The sequence below is a fragment of the Kitasatospora sp. NPDC056184 genome, from assembly GCF_042268405.1.
Taxonomy (GTDB): Bacteria; Actinomycetota; Actinomycetes; order Streptomycetales; family Streptomycetaceae; genus Kitasatospora.
Map to the genome: position 1 here is coordinate 678,384 of NZ_JBHJUI010000001.1, position 19,987 is coordinate 698,370.

At 75.6% G+C, this 19,987-nt stretch carries 17 protein-coding genes; 4 read left to right on the forward strand and 13 right to left on the reverse strand.

Features of this window, described 5'->3' with window-relative positions; genetic code table 11:
• Positions 1–35 precede the first annotated feature (35 nt).
• On the reverse strand, positions 36–692 hold the full coding sequence (locus ACFC0B_RS02420; protein WP_376080997.1) for an NADPH-dependent F420 reductase: 657 nt from the start codon (positions 690–692) through the stop codon (positions 36–38).
• A gap of 145 nt (positions 693–837) precedes the next feature.
• On the opposite strand from ACFC0B_RS02420, the gene ACFC0B_RS02425 reads away from it, so the two are divergent.
• Entirely contained in the window at positions 838–2,445 is a 1,608-nt protein-coding gene (locus ACFC0B_RS02425) for a PQQ-binding-like beta-propeller repeat protein (RefSeq protein ID WP_376081000.1), read from the forward strand.
• 19 nt (positions 2,446–2,464) lie between these two features.
• On the opposite strand, the gene ACFC0B_RS02430 is transcribed toward ACFC0B_RS02425, so the two are convergent.
• From ACFC0B_RS02430 to ACFC0B_RS02475, 10 genes are all read right to left on the reverse strand, one after another.
• Positions 2,465–2,797: a hypothetical protein gene (locus tag ACFC0B_RS02430; RefSeq protein WP_376081003.1), complete on the reverse strand. Its 333-nt coding sequence runs from the start codon at positions 2,795–2,797 to the stop codon at positions 2,465–2,467.
• 71 nt (positions 2,798–2,868) lie between these two features.
• Positions 2,869–4,224 carry an aldehyde dehydrogenase family protein gene (locus ACFC0B_RS02435; protein ID WP_376081005.1) on the reverse strand — a complete coding sequence of 452 codons (1,356 nt, stop codon included), beginning with the start codon at positions 4,222–4,224 and terminating at the stop codon, positions 2,869–2,871.
• Positions 4,225–4,273: 49 nt separating this feature from the next.
• Positions 4,274–6,010 (reverse strand): asparagine synthetase B family protein, encoded by a 1,737-nt coding sequence (locus ACFC0B_RS02440; RefSeq protein ID WP_376081007.1) that lies wholly within the window; start codon positions 6,008–6,010, stop codon positions 4,274–4,276.
• 81 nt (positions 6,011–6,091) lie between these two features.
• A complete protein-coding gene (locus ACFC0B_RS02445) occupies positions 6,092–6,664 on the reverse strand; it encodes a hypothetical protein (protein WP_376081009.1) in 573 nt (190 codons plus the stop codon).
• 55 nt (positions 6,665–6,719) lie between these two features.
• On the reverse strand, positions 6,720–7,562 hold the full coding sequence (locus ACFC0B_RS02450) for a hypothetical protein (RefSeq protein WP_376081011.1): 843 nt from the start codon (positions 7,560–7,562) through the stop codon (positions 6,720–6,722).
• Positions 7,563–7,591: 29 nt separating this feature from the next.
• The gene (locus tag ACFC0B_RS02455; RefSeq protein WP_376081013.1) at positions 7,592–8,764 is read right to left on the reverse strand and encodes a hypothetical protein; all 1,173 of its coding nucleotides are present in this window, start codon (positions 8,762–8,764) and stop codon (positions 7,592–7,594) included.
• Positions 8,761–9,909 (reverse strand): hypothetical protein, encoded by a 1,149-nt coding sequence (locus tag ACFC0B_RS02460; RefSeq protein ID WP_376081015.1) that lies wholly within the window; start codon positions 9,907–9,909, stop codon positions 8,761–8,763. The genes ACFC0B_RS02455 and ACFC0B_RS02460 overlap by 4 nt, the downstream gene beginning before the upstream one ends.
• On the reverse strand, positions 9,906–10,577 hold the full coding sequence (locus ACFC0B_RS02465; RefSeq protein WP_376081017.1) for a cupin domain-containing protein: 672 nt from the start codon (positions 10,575–10,577) through the stop codon (positions 9,906–9,908). Before ACFC0B_RS02465 ends, ACFC0B_RS02460 begins: the two co-directional genes overlap by 4 nt.
• A 146-nt stretch (positions 10,578–10,723) precedes the next feature.
• Positions 10,724–11,803, reverse strand: coding sequence for a polyprenyl synthetase family protein (locus ACFC0B_RS02470; RefSeq protein ID WP_376081019.1), 1,080 nt, complete (start codon positions 11,801–11,803; stop codon positions 10,724–10,726).
• Positions 11,800–12,225 carry a hypothetical protein gene (locus tag ACFC0B_RS02475; RefSeq protein ID WP_376081021.1) on the reverse strand — a complete coding sequence of 142 codons (426 nt, stop codon included), beginning with the start codon at positions 12,223–12,225 and terminating at the stop codon, positions 11,800–11,802. Before ACFC0B_RS02475 ends, ACFC0B_RS02470 begins: the two co-directional genes overlap by 4 nt.
• Before the next feature lie 409 nt (positions 12,226–12,634).
• Here ACFC0B_RS02475 and ACFC0B_RS02480 point away from each other — a divergent pair, with 409 nt between their 5' ends.
• Positions 12,635–13,012 (forward strand): hypothetical protein, encoded by a 378-nt coding sequence (locus ACFC0B_RS02480; protein WP_376081024.1) that lies wholly within the window; start codon positions 12,635–12,637, stop codon positions 13,010–13,012.
• 79 nt (positions 13,013–13,091) lie between these two features.
• Here ACFC0B_RS02480 and ACFC0B_RS02485 read toward each other — a convergent pair whose 3' ends face one another.
• A complete protein-coding gene (locus ACFC0B_RS02485) occupies positions 13,092–14,744 on the reverse strand; it encodes a cytochrome bc complex cytochrome b subunit (RefSeq protein ID WP_376081027.1) in 1,653 nt (550 codons plus the stop codon).
• A gap of 375 nt (positions 14,745–15,119) precedes the next feature.
• On the opposite strand from ACFC0B_RS02485, the gene ACFC0B_RS02490 reads away from it, so the two are divergent.
• Together ACFC0B_RS02490 and ACFC0B_RS02495 are read left to right on the forward strand one after the other, a co-directional pair.
• On the forward strand, positions 15,120–15,473 hold the full coding sequence (locus ACFC0B_RS02490; RefSeq protein WP_376081030.1) for a hypothetical protein: 354 nt from the start codon (positions 15,120–15,122) through the stop codon (positions 15,471–15,473).
• A gap of 88 nt (positions 15,474–15,561) precedes the next feature.
• Positions 15,562–15,930 (forward strand): ArsR/SmtB family transcription factor, encoded by a 369-nt coding sequence (locus tag ACFC0B_RS02495; RefSeq protein ID WP_376081033.1) that lies wholly within the window; start codon positions 15,562–15,564, stop codon positions 15,928–15,930.
• 33 nt (positions 15,931–15,963) lie between these two features.
• On the opposite strand, the gene ACFC0B_RS02500 is transcribed toward ACFC0B_RS02495, so the two are convergent.
• A complete protein-coding gene (locus ACFC0B_RS02500) occupies positions 15,964–19,887 on the reverse strand; it encodes an amino acid adenylation domain-containing protein (RefSeq protein ID WP_376081035.1) in 3,924 nt (1,307 codons plus the stop codon).
• Between the last annotated feature and the right edge of the window lie 100 nt (positions 19,888–19,987).

The window sequence follows — 19,987 nt, forward strand, 5'->3', positions numbered from 1 at the left end:
GGGGGCGCCGTCGTGCGCGGACGTTCGGGAGCGCCCTACCGGGCGCGCTTGAACGCGTAGTTGAACTCCGTCGTACCGAAGGCCCCCATCAGCCGGATCCAGAACGGCATCATCATCTCCATCGCCCGGGCACCCGTGATGTCGCCCAGGTCGACCACCCACTCCGCCGGCCAGCCGAAGGTGCCCAGCAGCGCCACCGTGCGCGCCTTGGCGTCCGCGTCGTTCCCGGCCACGAACAGGTTGTGCTCGCCCTCCAGCCGGGACGGGTCCACCATCAGCGGCGCGGTCAGCGTGTTGAGCGTCTTCACCACCAGCGCCTCGGGGAACTCCCGCTGGATCCGCTCACCGACACTGTCGGTGTTCACCGGGTCCAGCGTCAGCTCGCCCTCCGGGGAGAAGACCAGCGGGTTGGAGAGGTCGATCAGCAGCTTGCCGGCCAGGTGCCCGGCCCCCGCGGCCCGCAGCGCCTCCACCGCCACCGTTCCCGGGGTGGCGTTCAGCACCACCTCGCCGAACTCCGCGGCCTCCGCGAAGGTGCCGTGGTGCCCGTGCGGCCCGGCCTGCTCCGCCCACGCCGCCGCGGCCTCGTTCCCCTTGCTCCGCGACCCGAGCGTCACCTCCTGCCCGAGCCCGACCAGCCGGTCCGCGATCGTCCGCGCGACCCCGCCCGTCCCGATGATTCCGTACCGCACCTTCCGTACCCCCTGTCACTCGGACCTCTGCCGCACCGACCCTAGAGCAGCCCGGCCCGCGCGTCCGGCGAACGGCGCGAACGGGCGTCCGCCGACTGGACCACGTCCGCTGGTGGCCGCGTCCGGCGCGCCGAACCATGGCGCCATGAACCGCACCGCCCGCCCGTTCCGGCGCCCCCCGGCCCGCGCCGCCGCGCTCCTCACCGGCCTCGCCCTGCTCGGCCCGCTCGCCGCCGGCAGCGCCCGCGCCGACGTCACCACCATCTCCTTCGGGACCGACCGCACCGCCTGGGACCGCGCCGAACCGCTGCTGAGCCCCGCCGAGGTCGACCGGACGGACTTCGGCGTCCGCTTCTCCACCCAGCTCAACGGCCAGGTCTTCGCCCAGCCGCTGGTGATCGGCGACCTCGTCGTCACCGCCACCGAGACCAACCACGTGTACGGCGTCGCCGCCGACACCGGGCGGATCGTCTGGCACCGCGAGATGGGCCCGGCCTGGGCCTCCGCCGCGATCGGCTGCTCCGACCCGGGCCCCAACGTCGGCACCACCTCGACGCCGGTGTACGACCCCGCCACCGGCACCGTCTACCTCACCAGCAAGGTCGACGACGGCCCCGACGACCACCACCCGCACCACTACGTGCACGCCCTCGACGCCCGCACCGGCGCCGAGCGCAGCGGCTGGCCGGTCACCGTCGGGGGCGACCCGGTCAACGCCCCCGGCAAGCCCTTCAACGCCTACCGCTCGCTCCAGCGCACGGGACTGCTGCTCCTCGACGGCCGGCTCTACTTCGGCTTCGGCTCGCTCTGCGGCATCGGCGACTACATCGGCACGGTGGCCGGTCTCGACACCCGCAGCCGCGAGCTCACCCTGTTCTCCACGGTCGCGGGCTCCGACACCCAGCGGGCCTCGGTGTGGATGTCCGGCAGCGGCCTCGTCTCGGACGGCCCCGGCCGCTTCTTCCTCACCACCGCCAACGGCCAGGGCGCCGGAGCCTCGCCCGCCCCCGGCCCCGGCAACCGCCCGCCCGGCGGCCTCGGCGAGTCGGTGATCCGCTTCGCCGTGGGGGCCGACGGCGGCTTCGCCCCGGTGGACTTCTTCAGCCCGGTCAACAACGCCACCCTGGACCGGAAGGACACCGACCTCGGCTCCGGCGGCCCGGTCGCCCTGCCGTCCTCCTTCGGCACCCCCGCCCACCCCCGGCTGCTCGTCCAGGTCGGCAAGGACGGCCGGATCTTCCTGCTCGACCGCGACGACCTCGGCGGCACCGGCCAGGGACCGAACGGCACCGACAAGGTCGTCGGCCTCACCGGCCCCTACGGCGGCGTCTGGGGCCACCCGGCGGTCTGGGGCGGTGACGGCGGCTACGTCTACACCGTCGAGAACTACGGCAAGCTACGCGCCCTCAAGTACTCGGTGAGCGCGGCCGGCCTCCCGCAGCTGACCAGCGCCGGCACCAGCGCCGAGGACTTCCTCAAGATGTCCGGCTCGCCCGTGGTCACCTCCGACGGCACCCGCGGCGGCTCCGCCCTGGTCTGGGTGATCTGGTCCGGCACCGGCCAGTACGGCGAGGGCGGCGAGCTGCGCGCCTACGACCCCGTCCCGGTCGACGGCACCCTCCGGCTCCGCCGGTCCTTCCCGATCGGCACCGTCAGCAAGTTCTCCGTCCCCGCCACCGACCGGGGCCGCATCTACGTCGGCACCAAGGACCACCACCTGGTCGCCCTCGGCCGCCCCTCGGCCTTCGCCTGACGGCCGCCACCCCGGGGGCTCAGGTGCCCGGGGTGATGGCGAACAGGACGACCACCACGGCGAGCAGGGCGGCGCCGGGGGCGAGTCCCGCCGGGACCCGGGCCCGGCGGGACAGGTAGGCGAGTGGCCACTGGAGGACCGTCAGCAGCAGGGTGGCGAGCAGCAGGCGGTCGGAGAGCGCGAGATCGGCGTGGGTACGCGGGCAGGAGCCGGGCCCGTAGCACGCGTCGGTCATCATCTCCGCGAATCCGCGCAGCGGAAGGACGAACAGCAGGCACGCCGCCGTGACCAGGGTCGACCGCGACGGTACCCGCCACCACTCGCCCCGTTGCGGGGCCGTTGTCCTCGTCATGGCCCGATCGTGCCCGGGGGAGCGGCGGGGAGGGAAGGAGCCGGGTACTCAGGTCGGGGTGCGCCGGGTACTCAGAGCCGGGCGGTCACCGTCTTGGGGCGCTGGTACTCGTGCAGGGCCAGGACCGACAGGTCGGTGCCCTGGCCGGAGGCGCCGCGGCCGCCGTGCGGGAGTTCGGCGGTCTGGACGAGGTGGCAGTTGATCCAGGCCTCGCCGGCGTCCAGGCGGGCGGTGAGGTCGAGGGCGGTGGACAGGTCGCGGGTCCACACGCTGGCGCCGAGCGCCTGCGGCACGGCGTTGGCGAGGGCGAGGGCCGCCTCGGCGGTCGGGGCGTGCTGGACGGTCAGCAGCGGGCCGAACACCTCCTCGACCACCGCCGGGTCGTCGTCCGGGAGGTCGGCGAGCAGCCGGGCGGGGCGCCAGAGGCCGTCGCCGCGGCCGGGGGCGGGCAGCGAGCGCTCGGCACCCGAGGCGGCCAGGATCCGGTCGTAGCGGGCGGCCTGGCCGGCGTTGTTGAGCGGGCCGAAGTCGCGGCCGGCCTCCCGTGCGCCGAGCGCGGCGGCGAGGGCCTCGACGGTCCGCTCGTAGTGCTCGGTGAGGGTGATCACCCGGGCGGGCGCGGCGCAGCTCTGCCCGGCGTTGTAGGTGCAGGCGGCGGCGAGCGCGGACCAGGTGTGGTCGGGGGCGTCCGGCAGGACCAGCGCGGGGCCGTTGCCGCCGAGTTCCAGGCTGACCCGGCGGTGGCCGGCCCGGGCGGCGATGTCGGCTCCGGCGGTGGCGCTGCCGGTGAAGGCGATCAGGTCGACGTCGGCGGCGACCAGCAGCCGGCCGCTCTCGCGGTCGCCGGGCAGGGCGGTGAGCACGCCCTCGCCGAGCGCCTCGGCGGCGTGGGCGGCCAGCAGCGTCGCGGAGTCGGGGGTGGTCTCGGCGGGCTTGACGACCACCGTGTTCCCGGCGGCGAGCGCCGGCGCGGCGCGCCAGGCGGCCATCAGCAGCGGGTAGTTCCACGGCACGACGGCGGCGACCACGCCGACCGGCTCCCAGCGCACCCAGCTCTCGTGGCCCGGCAGGTAGCGGCCGGCGGCGGGCGCGGTGCCGGTGCGCGCGGCGCCCGCGTAGAACCGGAACAGGTCGGCGACCTCGCGTATCTCGGCGGTGGCCTCCGCCTCGGGCTTCCCGGTGCCGGCCTGCTCCAGCACGGTGTACTCGGTGAGGTGGCGCTCGATCAGGTCGGCGAGCGCGTCCAGGCGGCGCTCGCGCTCGCGCGGGGTGAGCGCGCGCCAGTGCGGGGCGGCGGCCCGGGCGCGGGCGACGGTCCCGGTGACCTGCCCGGCGCGCGCCGGGACGAGGGTGCCCCGGGTGTGGCCGGTGCGCGGGTCGGTCAGGTGGAGCTCGGGTGCTTCGGCGGATGCGGTGGACGGTGCCATGGCGGGGCCTCCCGGGCCGGGGCAGCAGGGGACGGGACGATCGACGGAATCACAGCTCGTAGGCGCGCAGCCAGAGTTCGAGGGTGAGCACCAGCCAGAGCTTGCCGCCCTGGCGCGGCAGCAGGGTGCCCTCGCGGCGCATCCAGGTGCGGACGGTGTCCGGGCGGACCAGCCCGCGCTCGCGGGCGGTGCGTCCGAGCAGCAGCTCGCCGGAGAGCTCGCGCAGCGGTCCGCTCAGCCACTGCTGGACGGGCACCCGCATGCCGCTCTTCGGCCGGTCGACGACCGCGGCGGGCAGCAGGTCCCGTACGGCCTCCTTGAGCACCCACTTCTCCACCGTGCCGTGCAGCTTGAGGGTCGGCGGGGTGGCGAAGGCGTGGTCGACGACCCGCCGGTCGAACAGCGGCGAGCGGCCCTGCACCCCGCGCGAGGCGGTGAGCCGCTCGACCTTGGTGAGAATGTGGTGCGCGCCCTTGGTCCGCAGGTTGCAGTGCAGCAGCTGGTTGAGCAGCGCGTGCATCGGCCCGGGGGCCAGGTACGGGGCGACGAAGCGGCGCGGCTGCGGCTCGTCGGCCAGCGCGCGCAGCGCGTCGGCGGTGAGCAGCCGGGGCAGGTCCTCGTAGCACTTGCGGTAGGACCGCAGATAGGCCTCGGCCCGCGCCTCCGGGGCCGGGTCGTCCCGGTGCATCTCGTGCACCAGCATCGGCAGGTTCTTCGGACCGCCGTACACCGGGTCGCCGCCCTCGCCGTTGAGCGCGACGGTGATCCCGTCGGCGGCGACGGCCTCGGCGAGCATCAGGTTGGGGACGGTCAGCGGGTCGCCGACCGGGCTGTCGAGCAGGGCGACGGTGTCGGCGAGCCGGGCGGCGACCTCCTCGCCGGAGACGCTGAGGATCCGGTGCCGGGTGCCGCAGTGGTCGGCGACCAGCCCGGAGTACCCCAGCTCGTTGGGCAGCTGGTCGCCGAAGCTGATCGAGTAGGTGTGCACCGGGTGGTTGTGCAGTTCGGCGGCGAGCGCGGTGACCAGTGAGCTGTCGACGCCCCCGGACAGCAGCACCCCGACCGGTCCGCCCTCCGGCAGCCGCCGCGCGGTGGCCTGTTCGAGCAGCCCGCGCAGCTCCCGCGCGTACGTCGCGGCCGGCGGCGCCCCGCCGTCGGGCAGGCGCTCGGCGGGCTCCCAGAACGGCTCCTGCCGGGCGGTGCCGTCGGCGGCGAGCCGCAGCACCCGGCCGGGCAGCGCCTCGTGCACGCCGCGCAGCAGGGTCTCCTCGCCGGGCAGGTAGGCGAAGGTGAGGAAGGAGCGGACGGCGGCCAGGTTGAGGCCGGTGCCGAGCGCGGGCCAGTGGCGCAGGGCGCGCAGCGAGGTGGAGGCGGCCCAGCAGCCGTCGGCGCGGGCGTAGAACAGGGTGCGGGTGCCGGTGTGGTCGCGCACCAGCACGAGGTCGGCGCCGTCGACCACGGCGAGCGCGAACATCCCGTCGGCCCGGCGCAGGCCGTCGGCGCCGAGCCGCAGCCACAGGCGCAGCAGCAGCTCGCCGTCGGGGCAGCCGGCGGGCGCGGGGGAGCCGGCCGCGGCGAGGGCGGCGAGCAGCTCGGGCCGGTTGTGCAGGGTCACCTCGCCAACGGCGGTGGTGCCGTCGACGGTGAACGGGCCGGTGGCGAAGCCGGGTTCGGCGGGCAGCAGGGCGGCCGGGGCGCCGGTGGGCGCGGGGGCGCCGGTGAGCGCGGCGAGGTGGGTGCGGGCCCGGTCGGCGTCGGGGCCGGCGCAGGCGCAGCAGCGGGGCATGGTGGTGCGGTGCCTTTCGTCGAGTGGCGGCCCGCCGGGGCGGGACCGGGGCCGGGATCCGGGGCGCGGGGCCCGGGCGGCTCAGCCGAAGTCGTCGCCGTCCCAGCCGTCGTCCGAGTCGCTCCAGTCGGCGAAGTCGGCGGACCCGTCGTCGGCGCCCGGGTCGTCGTGGTGCGCGTCGTCGCCGTCCACGGAGACGTCGCCGCCCCCGCCGCCGCCCCCGCCCCCGCTGTCGGCGGAGGCCTGCCGCCGGGCCTCGGCGCGCAGTTCCTCCTCCTCCGCCTCCGACAGCTCGTCCGGCGGCAGCTGCGCGGCCGCGATCGCGGCGACGCCGGCCACGCCGAGGGCGCCGACCACCACGCCGAGCCGCCCGCCGAAGGAGCTGCGGTTGAGCGTGACCAGCCCGCCGCCCCACACGGTGCGCCCGTAGCCGATGTCGCGGCCGTACTCGGTGGCGCCGTCCGCGTACCGCCGCTTGACCAGGTCGCGGCCGAGGGGTTCGTCGGTGCCGGAGCGGCCGAGGCTGTCGTGCCAGTGGATCTGCCGGTCGGTGCCGCGCCGGCGCCACTCGCTGCGGCCGTCCTCGTACCGGCGGTGCACTTGGCCGTCCGCCAGCAGTTCGTCGCGGTAGCCGAGGTGGCGTGCGTTGCTCATGGGTGCGGGGTCCTCACGGATCGGGACGGGACGGGGGTCGGGCGGTGCCGGGCGCTCAGCCGGCGGGCCAGCTGAGGAAGCCGCTGCCGCGCGCGGTGCGCACCCGCCGGTGCAGCGGGGTGCGGCGCGGTCCGGCGGTGCCGCCGCCGCGGACCTGGCGGATCACCGTGTGCAGCAGCCGGGCCGGGGCGACGGCGGCCAGTTCGATGGTCCGCCCGCTGCCGAGCCAGGCCCGCTCCTCGGGGCGCAGCCCGGCGGGCAGCGGGCCCCGGTAGGCGCGCGGGCCGCGCCCGGAGGTCAGGTGCAGGGTGGTGGCGTGCCGGGGCACCAGGCCCATCGAGCGCACCCGGACGCCCGCCGCCGCGTTCGGCCGGTGGGCCGCCCGGACCTCCTCGAAGCAGGCCAGGCCCGAGGGGCTGGCGTCGTGCAGCACGTGCACGACGGCGCCCCCGGCCCGTTCCAGCGCGGCCACCAGCCGTTCGTCGAGCGGCAGGTCGTCCGCCGCGACGATCGGGCAGGCGGCCTCCAGGTGCAGGTCGTTGGCGAGCAGCATCGCGGTGATCTCCCGGCTCTGGCAGACCAGCAGCCGGGGCAGCCCGTAGTCGTAGAGGTCGGACTCCGCGGCGGCGGCCGCACGCGGGCCGGCCGGGCGGGGCGCGGGCGGCGGCAGCAGGCCGGGCAGCTGGTCGCGGCGCGCGGCGAGCGCGGCGGCGAACCGCGCGTACCGGACGGGCGGCGCCAGCGTGTACGGGATGCGGCGCGGTCCGGCGTGCAGCGGCTGGAGCACCCGGCACAGCTCGTAGTAGAGCTGGCGCTCGGTGTACCGCAGCCCGCCGGGCGCCCCGGCCCGGGCGGCGGCGACGGTCAGCGCGCCGTCCAGCAGCGGACGCAGCGTCATTCGGTTCCTGCCTCTCGTCGTCCCCGCCGTCATGCGGGGCCCTTCCCGAGGTGCGGACCGCCCGGGCGGCCCCCCTCCTCGGCGGTGCCGTCCGGCCCGGACCCGGGCCAGGTCATGAAGCCCACGGCGAGCGCCCGCCGGCGGGTCTCGACCGGGGTCTCCGGCCGCCCCGCCGCCGGGGAGCGCACCGGCCCGGTCCGGAGGGCGGCCGGATCCCGGGGCGCCGGCGGCGCGGTGATCCGCTCGGCGGCCCGCTCGGCGAGCGCCAGCAGCCGCTTGGGCGGCAGCGCGGCCAGCGGGGTCCACCAGCCGTCGGCGAACCAGGCGCGCTGGCTGCCGGTCAGCTCGGGCAGCTCCCGCTCCAGCCGCGCCAGCAGTTCCTCCGAGCGGTGGATGTCGCGCAGCAGCGTGTACTTGTGCTCGTCGACCAGCACGGTGCGCACCGAGAGCCCGGCGTCCAGCACCCGCAGTCCGGGCCGTCCGGCGCGGGCCTCGGCGACCCGCAGGTGGCCGTACGGCGAGGCGTCGTGCAGCACCACCAGCGGCAGGCCCGCCGGGACGGCCCGCAGATCGGTGACGACCAGCGCGCGGTGGCGCTCGTGGTAGCGGTTGGCGTGCAGGAAGGCGCTGACCGTCCGGTCCGGACAGAGCAGGGCGAACACCGGGTCGGCGGGCAGCCGCCCGGTCTGCACCAGCCCGTCCTCCACCAGCCCGGCCGGTAGGGCTCCGTAGACCTCCCGCCAGCGGTCCAGCACGGTGCTGCGGAACGCGTCCTCGGTCCAGCGCGAGGTCACCGAGGTGTCCGGCGCGGGCACGTCGGTCAGCCACCACGCGCGGATGCCGAAACCGACCAGCGCGAGCGCGGCCAGCAGGAGCCACTTGGCGAAGCCGGTGCCGCTCAGCGCCACGGCCACCACGATCAGAATCACCGCGAGGCCGAACAGGCCGGCCGCGTCGCCCTTGTTGCCGCGGAACTTCTGCGGCGGCCGCCCCCGGTGCTGGAGGGCGTAGGCGAGCTGTCCGCCGGTGACGGTCAGCCGGCCCTGGTCGGTGAGCTTCGCGGTCAGCTTGCGGATCCGCACGTCGTGCAGGCCGGGGCCTTCGACCTTGGGGTCGAGGGCGAACTCCTTGCGGCAGTACGCGCAGCGGTGACGGGAGCGCTGGCGCTGGAGCAGGTCCTTCTCGCAGTGCGGGCAGATCATTGCGGCACCTCCGGCACCGGCCAGCTCAGGAATCCGACGTGGCGTTGCAGCGCCCGCTCGGCGGCCCGCTCGGCCACCGCCAGGAGCCGCTGGGGCGGTTGGGCGGCGAGCGGGCTCCACAGGCCCTGGCCGAACCAGGCGCGCTCCCCCTCGGTGAGCGCGGGAAGCCGCCGCAGCTGTTCCTCCAACGGCCCGCGCAGTTGGTGCTCGTACAGCTGGACGGCCCGCTCGCCCGCCGCGAGGACGGTGCGCGCCGACACCCCGGCGTCCACCACCGTGCCGTCCGGCCGTGCGGCGCGGGCCTCGGCGGCCAGCAGGCAGCCCTGCGGCGAGGCGTCGTGCAGCACCACCACCGGTAGGTGCCGCGGCAGTTCGCCCGGCGTGGCGACGAGCACCGCCCGGTACCGCTCGGGGAAGCCGTTGGCGTGCAGGAACGCGGTCACCGTCCAGTCCGGGCAGAGCACGGCGAGGGCCGGCGGGCCGTCCAACGCGACCGGCCGGACGGCGGACTCCGCGACCACGCCCGCCGGGAGCGCGCCGTGGACCGCGATCCAGCGCTCGACGACCGAGATGCGGAACTCCCCGGCGCTCCAGGTGTCGCCGTGGCCGAGCGGCGAGGTCCACCGCGCCTCCTCCTGCTTGAGGCGCTCGTTCCGCTCCTGCCAGGCCAGTTCGGCCCGCTCGTGGGCGGCCAGCCGCCCGCGCCGTCGCGGTAGCCGGACCAGCTCGGCCACCCCCGCGTAGAGCGCGACGAGGCCGAAGCCGGCCATCGTGAGGGACAGGACGACGAAGCCGACCGCCAGGGTCAGCAGGAAGCAGGCGCCGGTCAGCAGCGCCGCACCGGCGACGGCCATGAGGGCCATGACGGCCGGATTCTCGAAGGTCGGCGGAATCGGCCGGCCGGTCGGGAGCTTGCGGGGCACGTGCCCGGGCCGCCCCCGCCGGTGGAAGGCCCAGCGCAGCTGCCCCACCGTCAGGACGACCCGGCCGCCGTCGCCCAGCCGCTCCACGGCGCGCCGCAGCCGCAGGTCGTGCAGGCCCCGGGTGCTCTTCGGCTCCAGCGCGAACGGCTTCCGGCAGCGTCCGCAGACCCGCCCGGTGCGTTCACGGGAGAGCAACCGGGCCTCGCAGTGCGGGCAGATCATCGGCCGGAGTCCTCCAGGGCCGCCGCCAGCCTGCGCAGCCCGGCCGCCAGCCGTTCCCGCCGGCCCACCGGCCCGATCCGCTGCTCCCGCTCCACCGCCCGCAGGGCCTCGGCGAGTTCGCCCTCCGCGCGGCGCTCCGCCTCGGCGGCGGTGATCGCGTAGTCCTCGTGGTCGATGCCGTACCCGGTGTTGGCGGCCAGGATGTTGAGCGGCTCGCGGCCCCGGTTGGCGAAGGAGTGCGGCATCAGCTCGGGTATCCGGATCAGCAGCCCGGGGGTCAGCGGGACGTCCACCACCCGGCGCCGCTCGGCGTCGTACAGGCCGCAGGCGGCGTGGCCGAGGCTGAGCACCAGGTGCTCGCCGCCGTGCGCGTGCGGCGTGAAGGCGCTGCGCGGCGCGACGATGCCGAGCTTGTAGGTGGCGTTCGACGGCCGCTCCGGCGAGGTCTTGGCGTCGCCGACCAGGTAGTGGGCGAACTGGCCCTCGTCGATGAACCGCAGCAGTTCCTCACCGGCCGGGCCGTGCGCCGATCCGGGCCCCAACTCCCGGGCGCCGTCCCGGTCGGCGAGCAGCACGCGGCCGTCGGGGCGCAGCCGGTACAGCTCGGCGCCGGCCGGCAGCCGCCCGGCGAGCCGTTCGAGTTCCCGCAGACCGGACCGTACGGACATCGGCCACCCCACCCCCACCTCGACCTGTGCGACGTCATCCCCGGTGACGCGGGCCACCGCGCGGCCGGTTCCCGTCGTCCGGGACCGACGTCGCGGATCTTACGCAACCGGGGTGACATCGCCCGGGACGGAGCGTCGACGGGGGCTCAACGGCCGCGGGCCACCACGAAGTCCGGCAGCGCGGCGAGGAACGCCAACGCCTGCGCGGCCTCCTCGTCCGGCGGCTCCGGCGCCCCCGCCAGCACCGCCGCGACCTCCCGTCCGGCGGCCGCCACCAGTCCGGACGCCGCCTCCCGGGCGCTCGCCACGCAGTCGTAGGCCGCCATCCGGTCGAGCAGCCAGGCGACCTCGTCCGCCGCCCCGGGGCCGCGCTGCGCCCGGGTGAGGCTCAGATGGCGCACCACCCGGGCCCGTTCGGCGGGGGTGGCGCGCTCCAGCAGGTGGATCAGCATGAGGGTGCGCTTGCCCTCCCAGAGGTCCCCGGCGATCTCCTTGCCGTACTCCTCGGCCGCCCCGGTCAGGTTGAGCACGTCGTCCTGGACCTGGAAGGCGGCGCCCAGGTACCAGCCGAACCGGTCCAGCCGGCCCGCGTCGGCGCCGGCGCCCTCGGCGACCAGCAGGCCGGAGCGGCACGGGTAGAGGAAGGTGTACCAGGAGGTCTTCTTCAGGCACATCCGGTAGTAGTCGCCGCTGGTCAGCTCGCAGACGTTGTCCCGAATCCAGGCGATCTCCAGCGCCTGGCCCTCCAGGGACTGGCGGCACATCAGCTCGGTCTCCTCGAACAGCCGCCAGGCCAGCTCCCCGCCGAGCGCGCGCCGGTTGGCCATCACCCGGCGCAGGCCGAGCAGGTTGGTCGCGTTGCCGACGTTCAGCGCGACCTCGACGCCGTACCGGGCGGACAGGGTGGGCGCGCCCCGGCGCAGTTCGCTGCCGTCCTGGATGTCGTCGTGGACGAGGAAGCCGTTGTGGAACAGCTCCACGGTGACGGCCGGGTTGAGGGCCCGTTCGGACCGCCCGCCGAAGGCCGCGCAGGTGGCCAGGCAGAGCGCCGCGCGCAGGCCCTTGCAGGGGCGGGTCGGGTAGTCGGCGGCCAGGTCGTAGAGGTAGGGCGGGCTCTGCTCGGGGATGTGCCGCAGGAGTTCGGCGACGGTGCGCTCGCGGTAGCGGGCCAGGACGTGTTCGACGAGCGGCGCGCCGAGGGCGGGGGGTGCGGCCGGGGCCGTCACCCCTGCGGCCGCTGGTCGGGCCCGGTGCCGTCGTCCGCCCGGGCGGCGCGCTGCGGCCCGAAGGCGTCCTGAAGGCCGCGGTTGGCGAGGCCGGGGGCGAGCGAGCCGAGGCGCAGCAGCAGGTCGAGGACGTCGTGCGCGTTGGCGGTGATGCGCTCGGCGTGCTCGGAGACCTCGCCGGTGGTGCCGGCGAGCACCCGCTCGCTGACCGCGTCGATGAGCTGGTGGGTGTTCTCCGAGACCCGGCGCACCAGCCGGTCGAACTCCTCCTGGTCGACGCGGTGCTCGGTGGTCAGCCGCTCGGTCGCCGCCTTGGCGTCGGCGAGTCCGGCGGCCAGCTCGCGCTCCAGGACGGCCGCCGCCTCCATCACCGCGCGCGAGCCCTGCTCGCCCGACTCGCTGAACCGACCGGCGTCGGGCATGGCTGACCTCCTGGTTCGCGTCCCGGACGGGGCCGGGGGACGGCGGGCCGGTCCGGCGCCGGACAGCGGCGCCGCCTCGATCGCCGATGGTACACGGATGTGTGCGGAGCGTGTCCACGGCGGCGCGGGGCGGCAGTCGCCGAGGGCGCGTGCCGGGGTGCGCTGTCGTGGCCCCGGCGTGCGACGCGGACCGCGCGCCGCCCGCCGGCCGGGCGGCTCCCGGCGCCGGGGCGCGGCGGTCCGGCGAGTCGCCGGCCGGGCGCCATCCGGTCACTGGTAGTGATGGCCTCGTCGCGGAGCGGTCCGCCGGAGCGGTGGGCGGGACCCGCACCGGACGCGCACCGGACAGCACGGAACTGCACGGCGCAGCACGGGACAGCACAGGACACACGCGGGACAGGGAGCGGTCATGGGTGGCAGGCAGCGTCCGCCGAAGGCGCGGAACGTCCGGCCGGTGGCGGACACCGGGGCGGAGATCGCGAGGTTGGAGGGCTACCTCGCCTGGGAGGCGGAGGTCGCGGCGGCCGCGCGGGACGCCCGGGCCTTCGCCGACCGCTTCCCCTGGCTCCCGGCGGACGACCGCGAGGCGCTGGAGAGCGCCTACACCGAGGACCGGCTGCGGTACGCCGAGGAGGTCGTCGACCGGGCCGTGGGCCGCTGCCGGGAGCTGGCCGCCCGCTACCGCGCCGAGTGCCGCCGGGTCTGCGCCCGCTGGGCGGCCGTCTGCCTGTCCGTGGCCTTCGCCGCGGCGCTGCTCGCCGCCCTCCCGGCGGCACTGCGCGCCTGACGGCCCGCCGCCGGCCGCGCACGGGCCCGCCGCACACCCCTCGGGTGCGCGGCGGGCCCGTGCGCGCGGTGCGCGGCTCTCAGTGGTGGCCGTGGCCGCTGCTGATCTCCTGGTGCTCCTCGGCGGTCGGCTTGGCGATCTGGGCGCCCTCGCCGTAGAAGCCGCGGGAGAGCTTGGCCCGGGCGCGCTTCCAGAGCGACACCTTGCGGGCCACCCCGTTCTCGTCCACCTCGGGCGGCAGCACCACCGGCTGCGGCTGGTCGTGCGAGGTGAGCGTGTAGAGCCGGTCCTGCGGCAGCGGCGCGTGCACCTCGACGAACTCGCCGTGCTGCAGCCGCTTGATGACGCCGGTCTCGCGCCCGTGCAGCACCTTCTCCTTGTCGCGCCGCTGCAGGCCCAGGCACCAGCGCTTGGTGATCACGAAGACGATCACCGGCCCGACGAAGAAGCCGATCCGGGCCGCGTTGGTGATCGCGTTGATCGACAGGTGGAAGTGGGTGGCGAGCAGGTCGTTGCCGCCGGCGGCGAGCAGGACCAGGTAGAGGCTGATCCAGGCGGCGCCGAAGGCGGTGCGCACCGGCGCGTTGCGCGGCCGGTCGGCGATGTGGTGCTCGCGTTTGTCCCCGGTGATCCAGCCCTCCAGGAACGGGTAGGACCAGATCGCCACCAGCACCAGCGGGAAGATCATCAGCGGGAGGAAGACGCCCATCACGAGGGTGTGGCCCCAGAGGCCGATCTCCCAGCCCGGCATGATCCGGATCAGGCCTTCGGAGAAGCCCATGTACCAGTCGGGCTGGGCGTCGGTGGACACCTGGTCGGGCCGGTAGGGGCCGTACGCCCAGATCGGGTTGACGGTGGCGATCGCGGCCATCGCCGAGACCACGCCGAACACCAGGAAGAAGAAGCCGCCCGCCTTGGCCATGTACACCGGCATCAGCGGCATGCCGACCACGTTCTCGTTGGTCCGGCCGGGCCCGGCGAACTGGGTGTGCTTGTGGTAGAAGACCAGGATCAGGTGGGCCGTGAGCAGGCCCAGCATGATGCCCGGGATCAGCAGGATGTGCACCGTGAAGAGCCGCGGGATGATGATGGCGCCCGGGAACTGGCCTCCGAAGACGAACATCTCGAAGTACGACCCGACGATCGGCACGGCGAGGATCGCGCCCTCCATGAACCGGATGCCGGTGCCGGAGAGCAGGTCGTCGGGCAGCGAGTAGCCCATGAAGCCGTCGAACATGCCGAGGATCAGCAGGCCCGCGCCGAACAGCCAGTTGAGCTCGCGCGGCTTGCGGAACGCGCCGGTGAAGAAGACGCGCATCATGTGCGCGAACATGCCGGCGACGAAGACGATCGCGGACCAGTGGTGGATCTGGCGGATCAGCAGGCCGCCGCGGATCTCGAAGCTGATGTTCAGCGTCGAGGCGTAGGCCTCCGACATCCGGATGCCCTTGAGCGGCACGTAAGGGCCCTCGTAGACGACCTCGCCCATGGACGGGACGAAGAACAGGGTCAGCCAGACGCCGGTCAGGATGATGATGACGAAGGTGTAGAGGCAGATCTCGCCCAGCATGAAGGACCAGTGGTCCGGGAAGATCTTGCGCAGGTTGGACTTGGACAGGGCGTAGATGCCGAGCCGTCCGTCCGTCCAGTCGGCGAGCGCCTCGGCCTTGTTGGCCGGCGCCGCTCGGGTGCTGGTGGCCGGTCCCGTGCCCGACTGCTGGTCGGCTCTCACGACGGGCTCCCCGGCGTCCGCCGCGGCACGTCCTGGACGCCCGGCCGCGAAACGGCCGGCCGATGGAGTGATGTGATCATCAGACCTCTCGATACGGGGGTGCCGGGCAGGCCGGCGCACGGATCCGGCGACCCGCCGCCCCGTTGCTCAAAGTGATGGAGCGCTTACTCTGTCATGCTGTCGGGAGCGCGCCGACTGTGCACGTCCATCGGCCCGTCCGGCCGCTCGTGTCGGCCCGTCCGGGGGGTCCGCCGCACCGGCGGCGGGCGCGGCCGCGGCTCCGATGCTGCGCTCGGGTGCTGTTGGCGGCGCGGTGAAGCGTTTCGGCGCGCGCCGCGCCGGGGGAGGGTGCGGGGCCGGGCCTACGCTGCGCCAATGGTGGAACACCGGGAACTCTTCGAGGACGTGACAGCCGACCTGGCCCGGGCCGGCTTCGACACCGGGCGCGGGCCCTCGGGCCTGCGGATCGACCCGGGGCCGCGCGGGGTGGTGATCGACTGGCCGCCCGCTGGCGGGCCCACCGGCGGCCCGCCGCCCGCCGAGGGCGTCCGGGCGGCCGTCGCCGTCGCCGTCGCCGCCGTGCTGCGCGAGTCCGGTTACCAGGTGGCGGAGGCGGGCCCCGACGGACTGGTCGTCACCGGCGGCCCCGCCCGGGTCGATCCCGCGCCGGAGGGGCCGGCGGGCCCGGAGCGGGAGCCGGCCGCCGTCCCCGAGCAGTGGTGGGGCTGACCCGGCCGGCCGGTGCCGGATTGCCCCTGCTCCGGGCCACGTGCAACCATGAGGTTGCAACCGCTGGTGCCGGCCGAGGAGCAGCCCCATGAACGACACCGCGACGGCGGACCGGAGCCCGGGCGGCGAGGCGGTCGACGGCGTGCTCGGCGCCCTCGCCGACCCGACCCGCCGCCGGCTGCTCGACCTGCTCGCCGCCCAGGGCGAGGCCACCGCGACCACCCTCGCCGGGCGGCTCCCGGTCTCCCGGCAGGCCGTGGTCAAGCACCTCGCGGTGCTGGACGCCGCCGGGCTGGTCGCCGGCCGCCGGGCCGGCCGCGAGGTGCGCTACGCCGTCCGCCCGGCCGCCCTGGACGACACGGCGCGCTGGATGGCCGGACTCGCCGCCGACTGGGACCGGCGGCTGGCCCGGATCAGGACTCTCGCCGAGGCGCCGGTACCGCCCGGGGCCCGGTGAGGGGGCCCCGGACGGCGGTCCGGCGGCGGCGGGTCAGCCGTGCGCCGCGGCGGCGAGCGCGGCGGCCAGCTCCGCCACCCCGGGCTCCCGCAGCACGCCGTAGTGGTCACCGGCCAGCCGCACCATCCCCGGCGCGGCCCCCGACCAGCCGGAGCCGCCCTCGACGCCCTCGATGCCCTCGATGAACGAGTAGTCGTCACCGGTGGCCTTGAAGACCGTCACCGGGGCCGACAGTCGGCGCTCGGCCAGCTCGCGGAAGCTGTACTCGAACTCGTACGTCTCCCCGACGATCCGGGCGATCCGGCCGATCAGCTCCTCGTCGAGGTCCGGCAGCAGCCGGTGGACGAAGGCGGCGAAGCCCTCCTCGTCGTCCACCTCGGCCAGGCAGCGCGCCAGCTCCGGCCCGCCGATCGACCCGGCGAACACCGAGTACAGGATCGTCAGGTACGCCGGGTTGCGGTAGGAGGACTCGCGCCCGTACCGCTCCCCGTCGGCCCGCCGCAGCTCCGGGTTGCCCGGGCAGATCAGCATCACGTCCGCCACCCGTTCCCCGGCCCGCTCCAGCTGCCAGGCCGCCTCGAAGGCCACCCGGGCGCCGAACGAGTACCCCCACAGGGTGTACGGGCCGTGCGGCCGGACCTCGCGGATCTGCGCGACATCGGCGGCGGCCGTCTCCCGGATCGTCGGGTACGGCGTCTCCCCGGGGTTGATGCCGTACGACTGCACCCCGAAGAACGGCCGGTCCGAACGCCCGGCGAGCGGGCGCAGGTTCATCGGGTAGCCGCCCAGGCCCGGCCAGCAGAACACCGGGTCGCCGGCGCCCTCGCGGTGCAGCGCCACCAGCCGGGACACCGGTGTGCCCGCCGCCCCGCCGCCGGCGCGGGAGGCGTCGATCCGTGCCGCCAGGTCCGCCAGCCCCGGGCACTCGAACAGCACCTGCAGCGGCAGCCGGGTGCCGAACTCCCGGTTCACCCGGTTGACCAGCGCCACCGCGATCAGCGAGTTCCCGCCCGCCGCGAAGAACTCGTCCGCCGCCGAGACGGCCTCGTACCTCAGCGCCGACGCCCACACCCCGGCCAGCCGGCGCTCGGTCGGCGTCGACGGCGCCACGAACGGCGCGCCCGTGCCCGCCTCCCGGACCCGCTCGGCGGCGGCCAGCGCCTTGGCGTCCACCTTGCCGTTCGCGGTCAGCGGCAGCTCGTCCAGCACCAGCACCCGGTTGGGGACCATGTAGTCCGGCAGCACCGCCGCCAGCTCGTCCCTGATCAGCTCCGCCGGGCCCTTCATGTGCACGGCGTCCTCCCGCATGCCCTCGCTGCGGACCTGCTCCTCGCTCACCCGCCCGCCGACGAAGAAGTACGACGGGCCGGCCGCGATCCCGCACCCGGTCAGGACCGCCTCCATCCGCCGGGCGGACGGCAGCGGATGGCCGCTGCGCGAGCTGTAGCCCGAGGACATGAACCCGAAGCCCAGCGCGTTGCGCTGCAGGTGGTGCAGCCGGGTGCCGAGGCCGATGTACTCCAGCCACGGCTCGGCGGCCCGGCTCACCGCCGTGATGCCGAACCCCGCCCGGCGGTACACCTGCTGGTTGATCGCGATCACGTGCCGGGACTCCACGATCTCGTCCGAGATCCGGCTCAGCTCGCCGCCCTCGTACCGGTACAGGCCGGCCGGCAGGCCCTCGACCCCGCCCGGGTGCGCCTGGACGAACAGCTCGGTGTCGTCCCGGCGCGGCCGCCCGTCCTCCGGGACGATCGTGAAGCTGCCCAGGTAGAAGTCCTCCTCGGCGACGTCCAACCGCCGCTGCACGTCCGGCTCGTGGCCCAGCGGACGCACCGCGAGGCCGTACTCCGGCAGCACCTCCTCCAGGACACCCAGCATGTGGCCGGTCTCGAACTCCAGCACCTCCTGGATGTTGTTCCGGTACACCGGCTCGATCGCGCCGCGCCGGCCCAGGAAGTGCACCGCCAGCGCCGGCCCCCCGGGGTCGGCCGCGCCGACCCGGACCAGCGTGTGCTCCAGCGGGTGGTAGTAGTACACGCCCGCGGCCGGGCCGTGCGAGCCGTCCGTCTCCAGGTACAGCTGGGTGGCGTACAGCGCGCCGGGGGAGGCGTACGCGTACTTCGGCAGCAGCCGCTCCTCGCTGTGGAACTGCCCGAACCACCGCAGCACCGGCCCCAGTTCGGCGAGCGTCACGGGAGCCTCCCGGGGCGCCGCCGGCCCGGGGGCCGGGCGGGCCGGGTGCGGGGCGGCCAGCAGCGCCAGCAGGTCGTCCACGGTCGTCGGGCCGCCCTCGAAGAAGCGGTAGGTCTTGCGGGCGAAGGTCTCCCGCCGCTGCCGCCCGGTCTCCCGGCGCCCCGGCAGCTCCACCACCGGCCGGCCGGCCAGCTCGGCCGCGCCGCGCACGCCCGGGTTGGACAGCTGCGCCTTCACCTGGAGCTTGCTCGCCTTGGACTGGTGGTGGCCGCCGTGGTTGCCCTGGTCCATCAGGGCGGCCTCCTTCGGGTTCAGCTCCACGCAGGCCACCAGGTTCCGGTGCCCCGTCCGCGCGTCGTCCGTCACCACGGCCGCCGCCCGCCGCACCCAGGTGTGCTCCTCGATCGCGAGCGCGATCTCGTCCAGCTCCACCCGGTAGCCGCGCAGCTTGACCTGGTTGTCCACCCGGCCCGCGCACTGCAGCGTGCCGTCCGGGTTCCACAGGGCGAGGTCGCCGGTGCGGTACAGCCGCTCGCCCGGCAGGTGGGGCGAGGCGACGAACCGCTCCGCCGTCAGATCCGGCCGGTTGAGGTAGCCCCGGGCCAACTGGACGCCGCCGATGTACAGCTCGCCCATCGCCCCGACCTCCACCGGCGCCAGCTCCTCGTCCAGCACGAAGCAGCTGGTGCGGTCCACCGGCACGCCGATCGGCACCGAGCCCGCCCCGTCGCCCGGCGCCCGCGGATCGACCCGGTGGGCGGTCGCGTTGATGGTGCACTCGGTCGGGCCGTAGAGGTTGACCAGCGCCGCGCCCGGCAGCGCCGCCGTCAGCGCCCGCGCCAGGCGCGCCGACAGCGGCTCGCCGCCGGAGTACAGCCCGCGCAGGCCGGTGCAGTCCGCCAGCCGCTCGGTGTCCAGCAGCGCCTGCAGCAGGGTCGGCACGCACTGCAGGGTGGTCACCCCGTGCGCGAGGACGGTGTCGATCAGCGCTTCCGGATCCCGGTAGACGCCCGGGGCGCCCACCACCACCCGCGCTCCGGCGGCGGGCGCCAGGATCTCCCACTGCGCGGCGTCGAAGCTCATCGGCGTCTTCTGCAGGACGACGGCCTCCGGGCCGAGGTGCCCGGCGTCGGCCAGCCAGCGCAGCTGGGACACGATGCTGTGGTGCTCGATCATCACGCCCTTGGGGCGGCCGGTGGAGCCGGAGGTGTAGATGACGTACGCGAGGGAGCGCGGGTCCGGGGCGGCGGGGCCGTGGCCCTGGTGCGGGATCGGGTGGGCGCCGGGCAGGTCCGGGTGGGCGCCGGGCAGGTCCGGGTCCTGCGCGAGCTCGGCGGGGACGAGGATCCGGGTGCGCGGCGGGACCAGCTCGGTCAGCCGGGCCCGCAGGTGCTCCTGCGTCACGATCACCCTGGTCCCGCTGGACTCGATCATCCAGCGGACCCGCTCCTGCGGGTACTCCGGGGAGAGCGGCAGGTACGCGGCGCCCGCGTGCAGGATGCCCCAGGCGCCGGTCATCAGCTCCAGCGAGGGCTCGGTGTACAGGCCGACGCAGTCGTCGGCGGCCACCCCGAGCCGGTGCAGCTGCGCGCCGAGCGCGTCGGCGGCGGCGCCGAGCTCGCGGAAGGTGAGCCGGCCGCCGTCGCCGGTCACGGCGGTGGCGTCGGGCCGGGCGGCGGCCTGGGCGCGGAGCAGGTCGGGCAGGCAGAGGGAGCGGCGGGCGTCGAGGAGGACGGCGGACGGGACGGACTCTGCGGTCATGAGGGGGTTCCCTGGGTCGGGCCGATACGACCGCCCGGTGCGCCGACCGGGCGTGACTTCCAAGGTCGGCCGCCCGGTGTCCCGGCCGCCTGGGGCGACG

What these genes read in the sequence shown, in the direction of transcription:
- ACFC0B_RS02425 (WP_376081000.1), top strand. Translation starts at nt 838, where the DNA reads ATGAACCGCACCGCCCGCCCGTTCCGGCGCCCCCCGGCCCGCGCCGCC.
- ACFC0B_RS02430 (WP_376081003.1), bottom strand. Translation starts at nt 2,797, where the DNA reads ATGACGAGGACAACGGCCCCGCAACGGGGCGAGTGGTGGCGGGTACCG.
- ACFC0B_RS02435 (WP_376081005.1), bottom strand. Translation starts at nt 4,224, where the DNA reads ATGGCACCGTCCACCGCATCCGCCGAAGCACCCGAGCTCCACCTGACC.
- ACFC0B_RS02440 (WP_376081007.1), bottom strand. Translation starts at nt 6,010, where the DNA reads ATGCCCCGCTGCTGCGCCTGCGCCGGCCCCGACGCCGACCGGGCCCGC.
- ACFC0B_RS02445 (WP_376081009.1), bottom strand. Translation starts at nt 6,664, where the DNA reads ATGAGCAACGCACGCCACCTCGGCTACCGCGACGAACTGCTGGCGGAC.
- ACFC0B_RS02450 (WP_376081011.1), bottom strand. Translation starts at nt 7,562, where the DNA reads ATGACGCTGCGTCCGCTGCTGGACGGCGCGCTGACCGTCGCCGCCGCC.
- ACFC0B_RS02455 (WP_376081013.1), bottom strand. Translation starts at nt 8,764, where the DNA reads ATGATCTGCCCGCACTGCGAGAAGGACCTGCTCCAGCGCCAGCGCTCC.
- ACFC0B_RS02460 (WP_376081015.1), bottom strand. Translation starts at nt 9,909, where the DNA reads ATGATCTGCCCGCACTGCGAGGCCCGGTTGCTCTCCCGTGAACGCACC.
- ACFC0B_RS02465 (WP_376081017.1), bottom strand. Translation starts at nt 10,577, where the DNA reads ATGTCCGTACGGTCCGGTCTGCGGGAACTCGAACGGCTCGCCGGGCGG.
- ACFC0B_RS02475 (WP_376081021.1), bottom strand. Translation starts at nt 12,225, where the DNA reads ATGCCCGACGCCGGTCGGTTCAGCGAGTCGGGCGAGCAGGGCTCGCGC.
- ACFC0B_RS02480 (WP_376081024.1), top strand. Translation starts at nt 12,635, where the DNA reads ATGGGTGGCAGGCAGCGTCCGCCGAAGGCGCGGAACGTCCGGCCGGTG.
- ACFC0B_RS02490 (WP_376081030.1), top strand. Translation starts at nt 15,120, where the DNA reads ATGGTGGAACACCGGGAACTCTTCGAGGACGTGACAGCCGACCTGGCC.
- ACFC0B_RS02495 (WP_376081033.1), top strand. Translation starts at nt 15,562, where the DNA reads ATGAACGACACCGCGACGGCGGACCGGAGCCCGGGCGGCGAGGCGGTC.
- ACFC0B_RS02500 (WP_376081035.1), bottom strand. Translation starts at nt 19,887, where the DNA reads ATGACCGCAGAGTCCGTCCCGTCCGCCGTCCTCCTCGACGCCCGCCGC.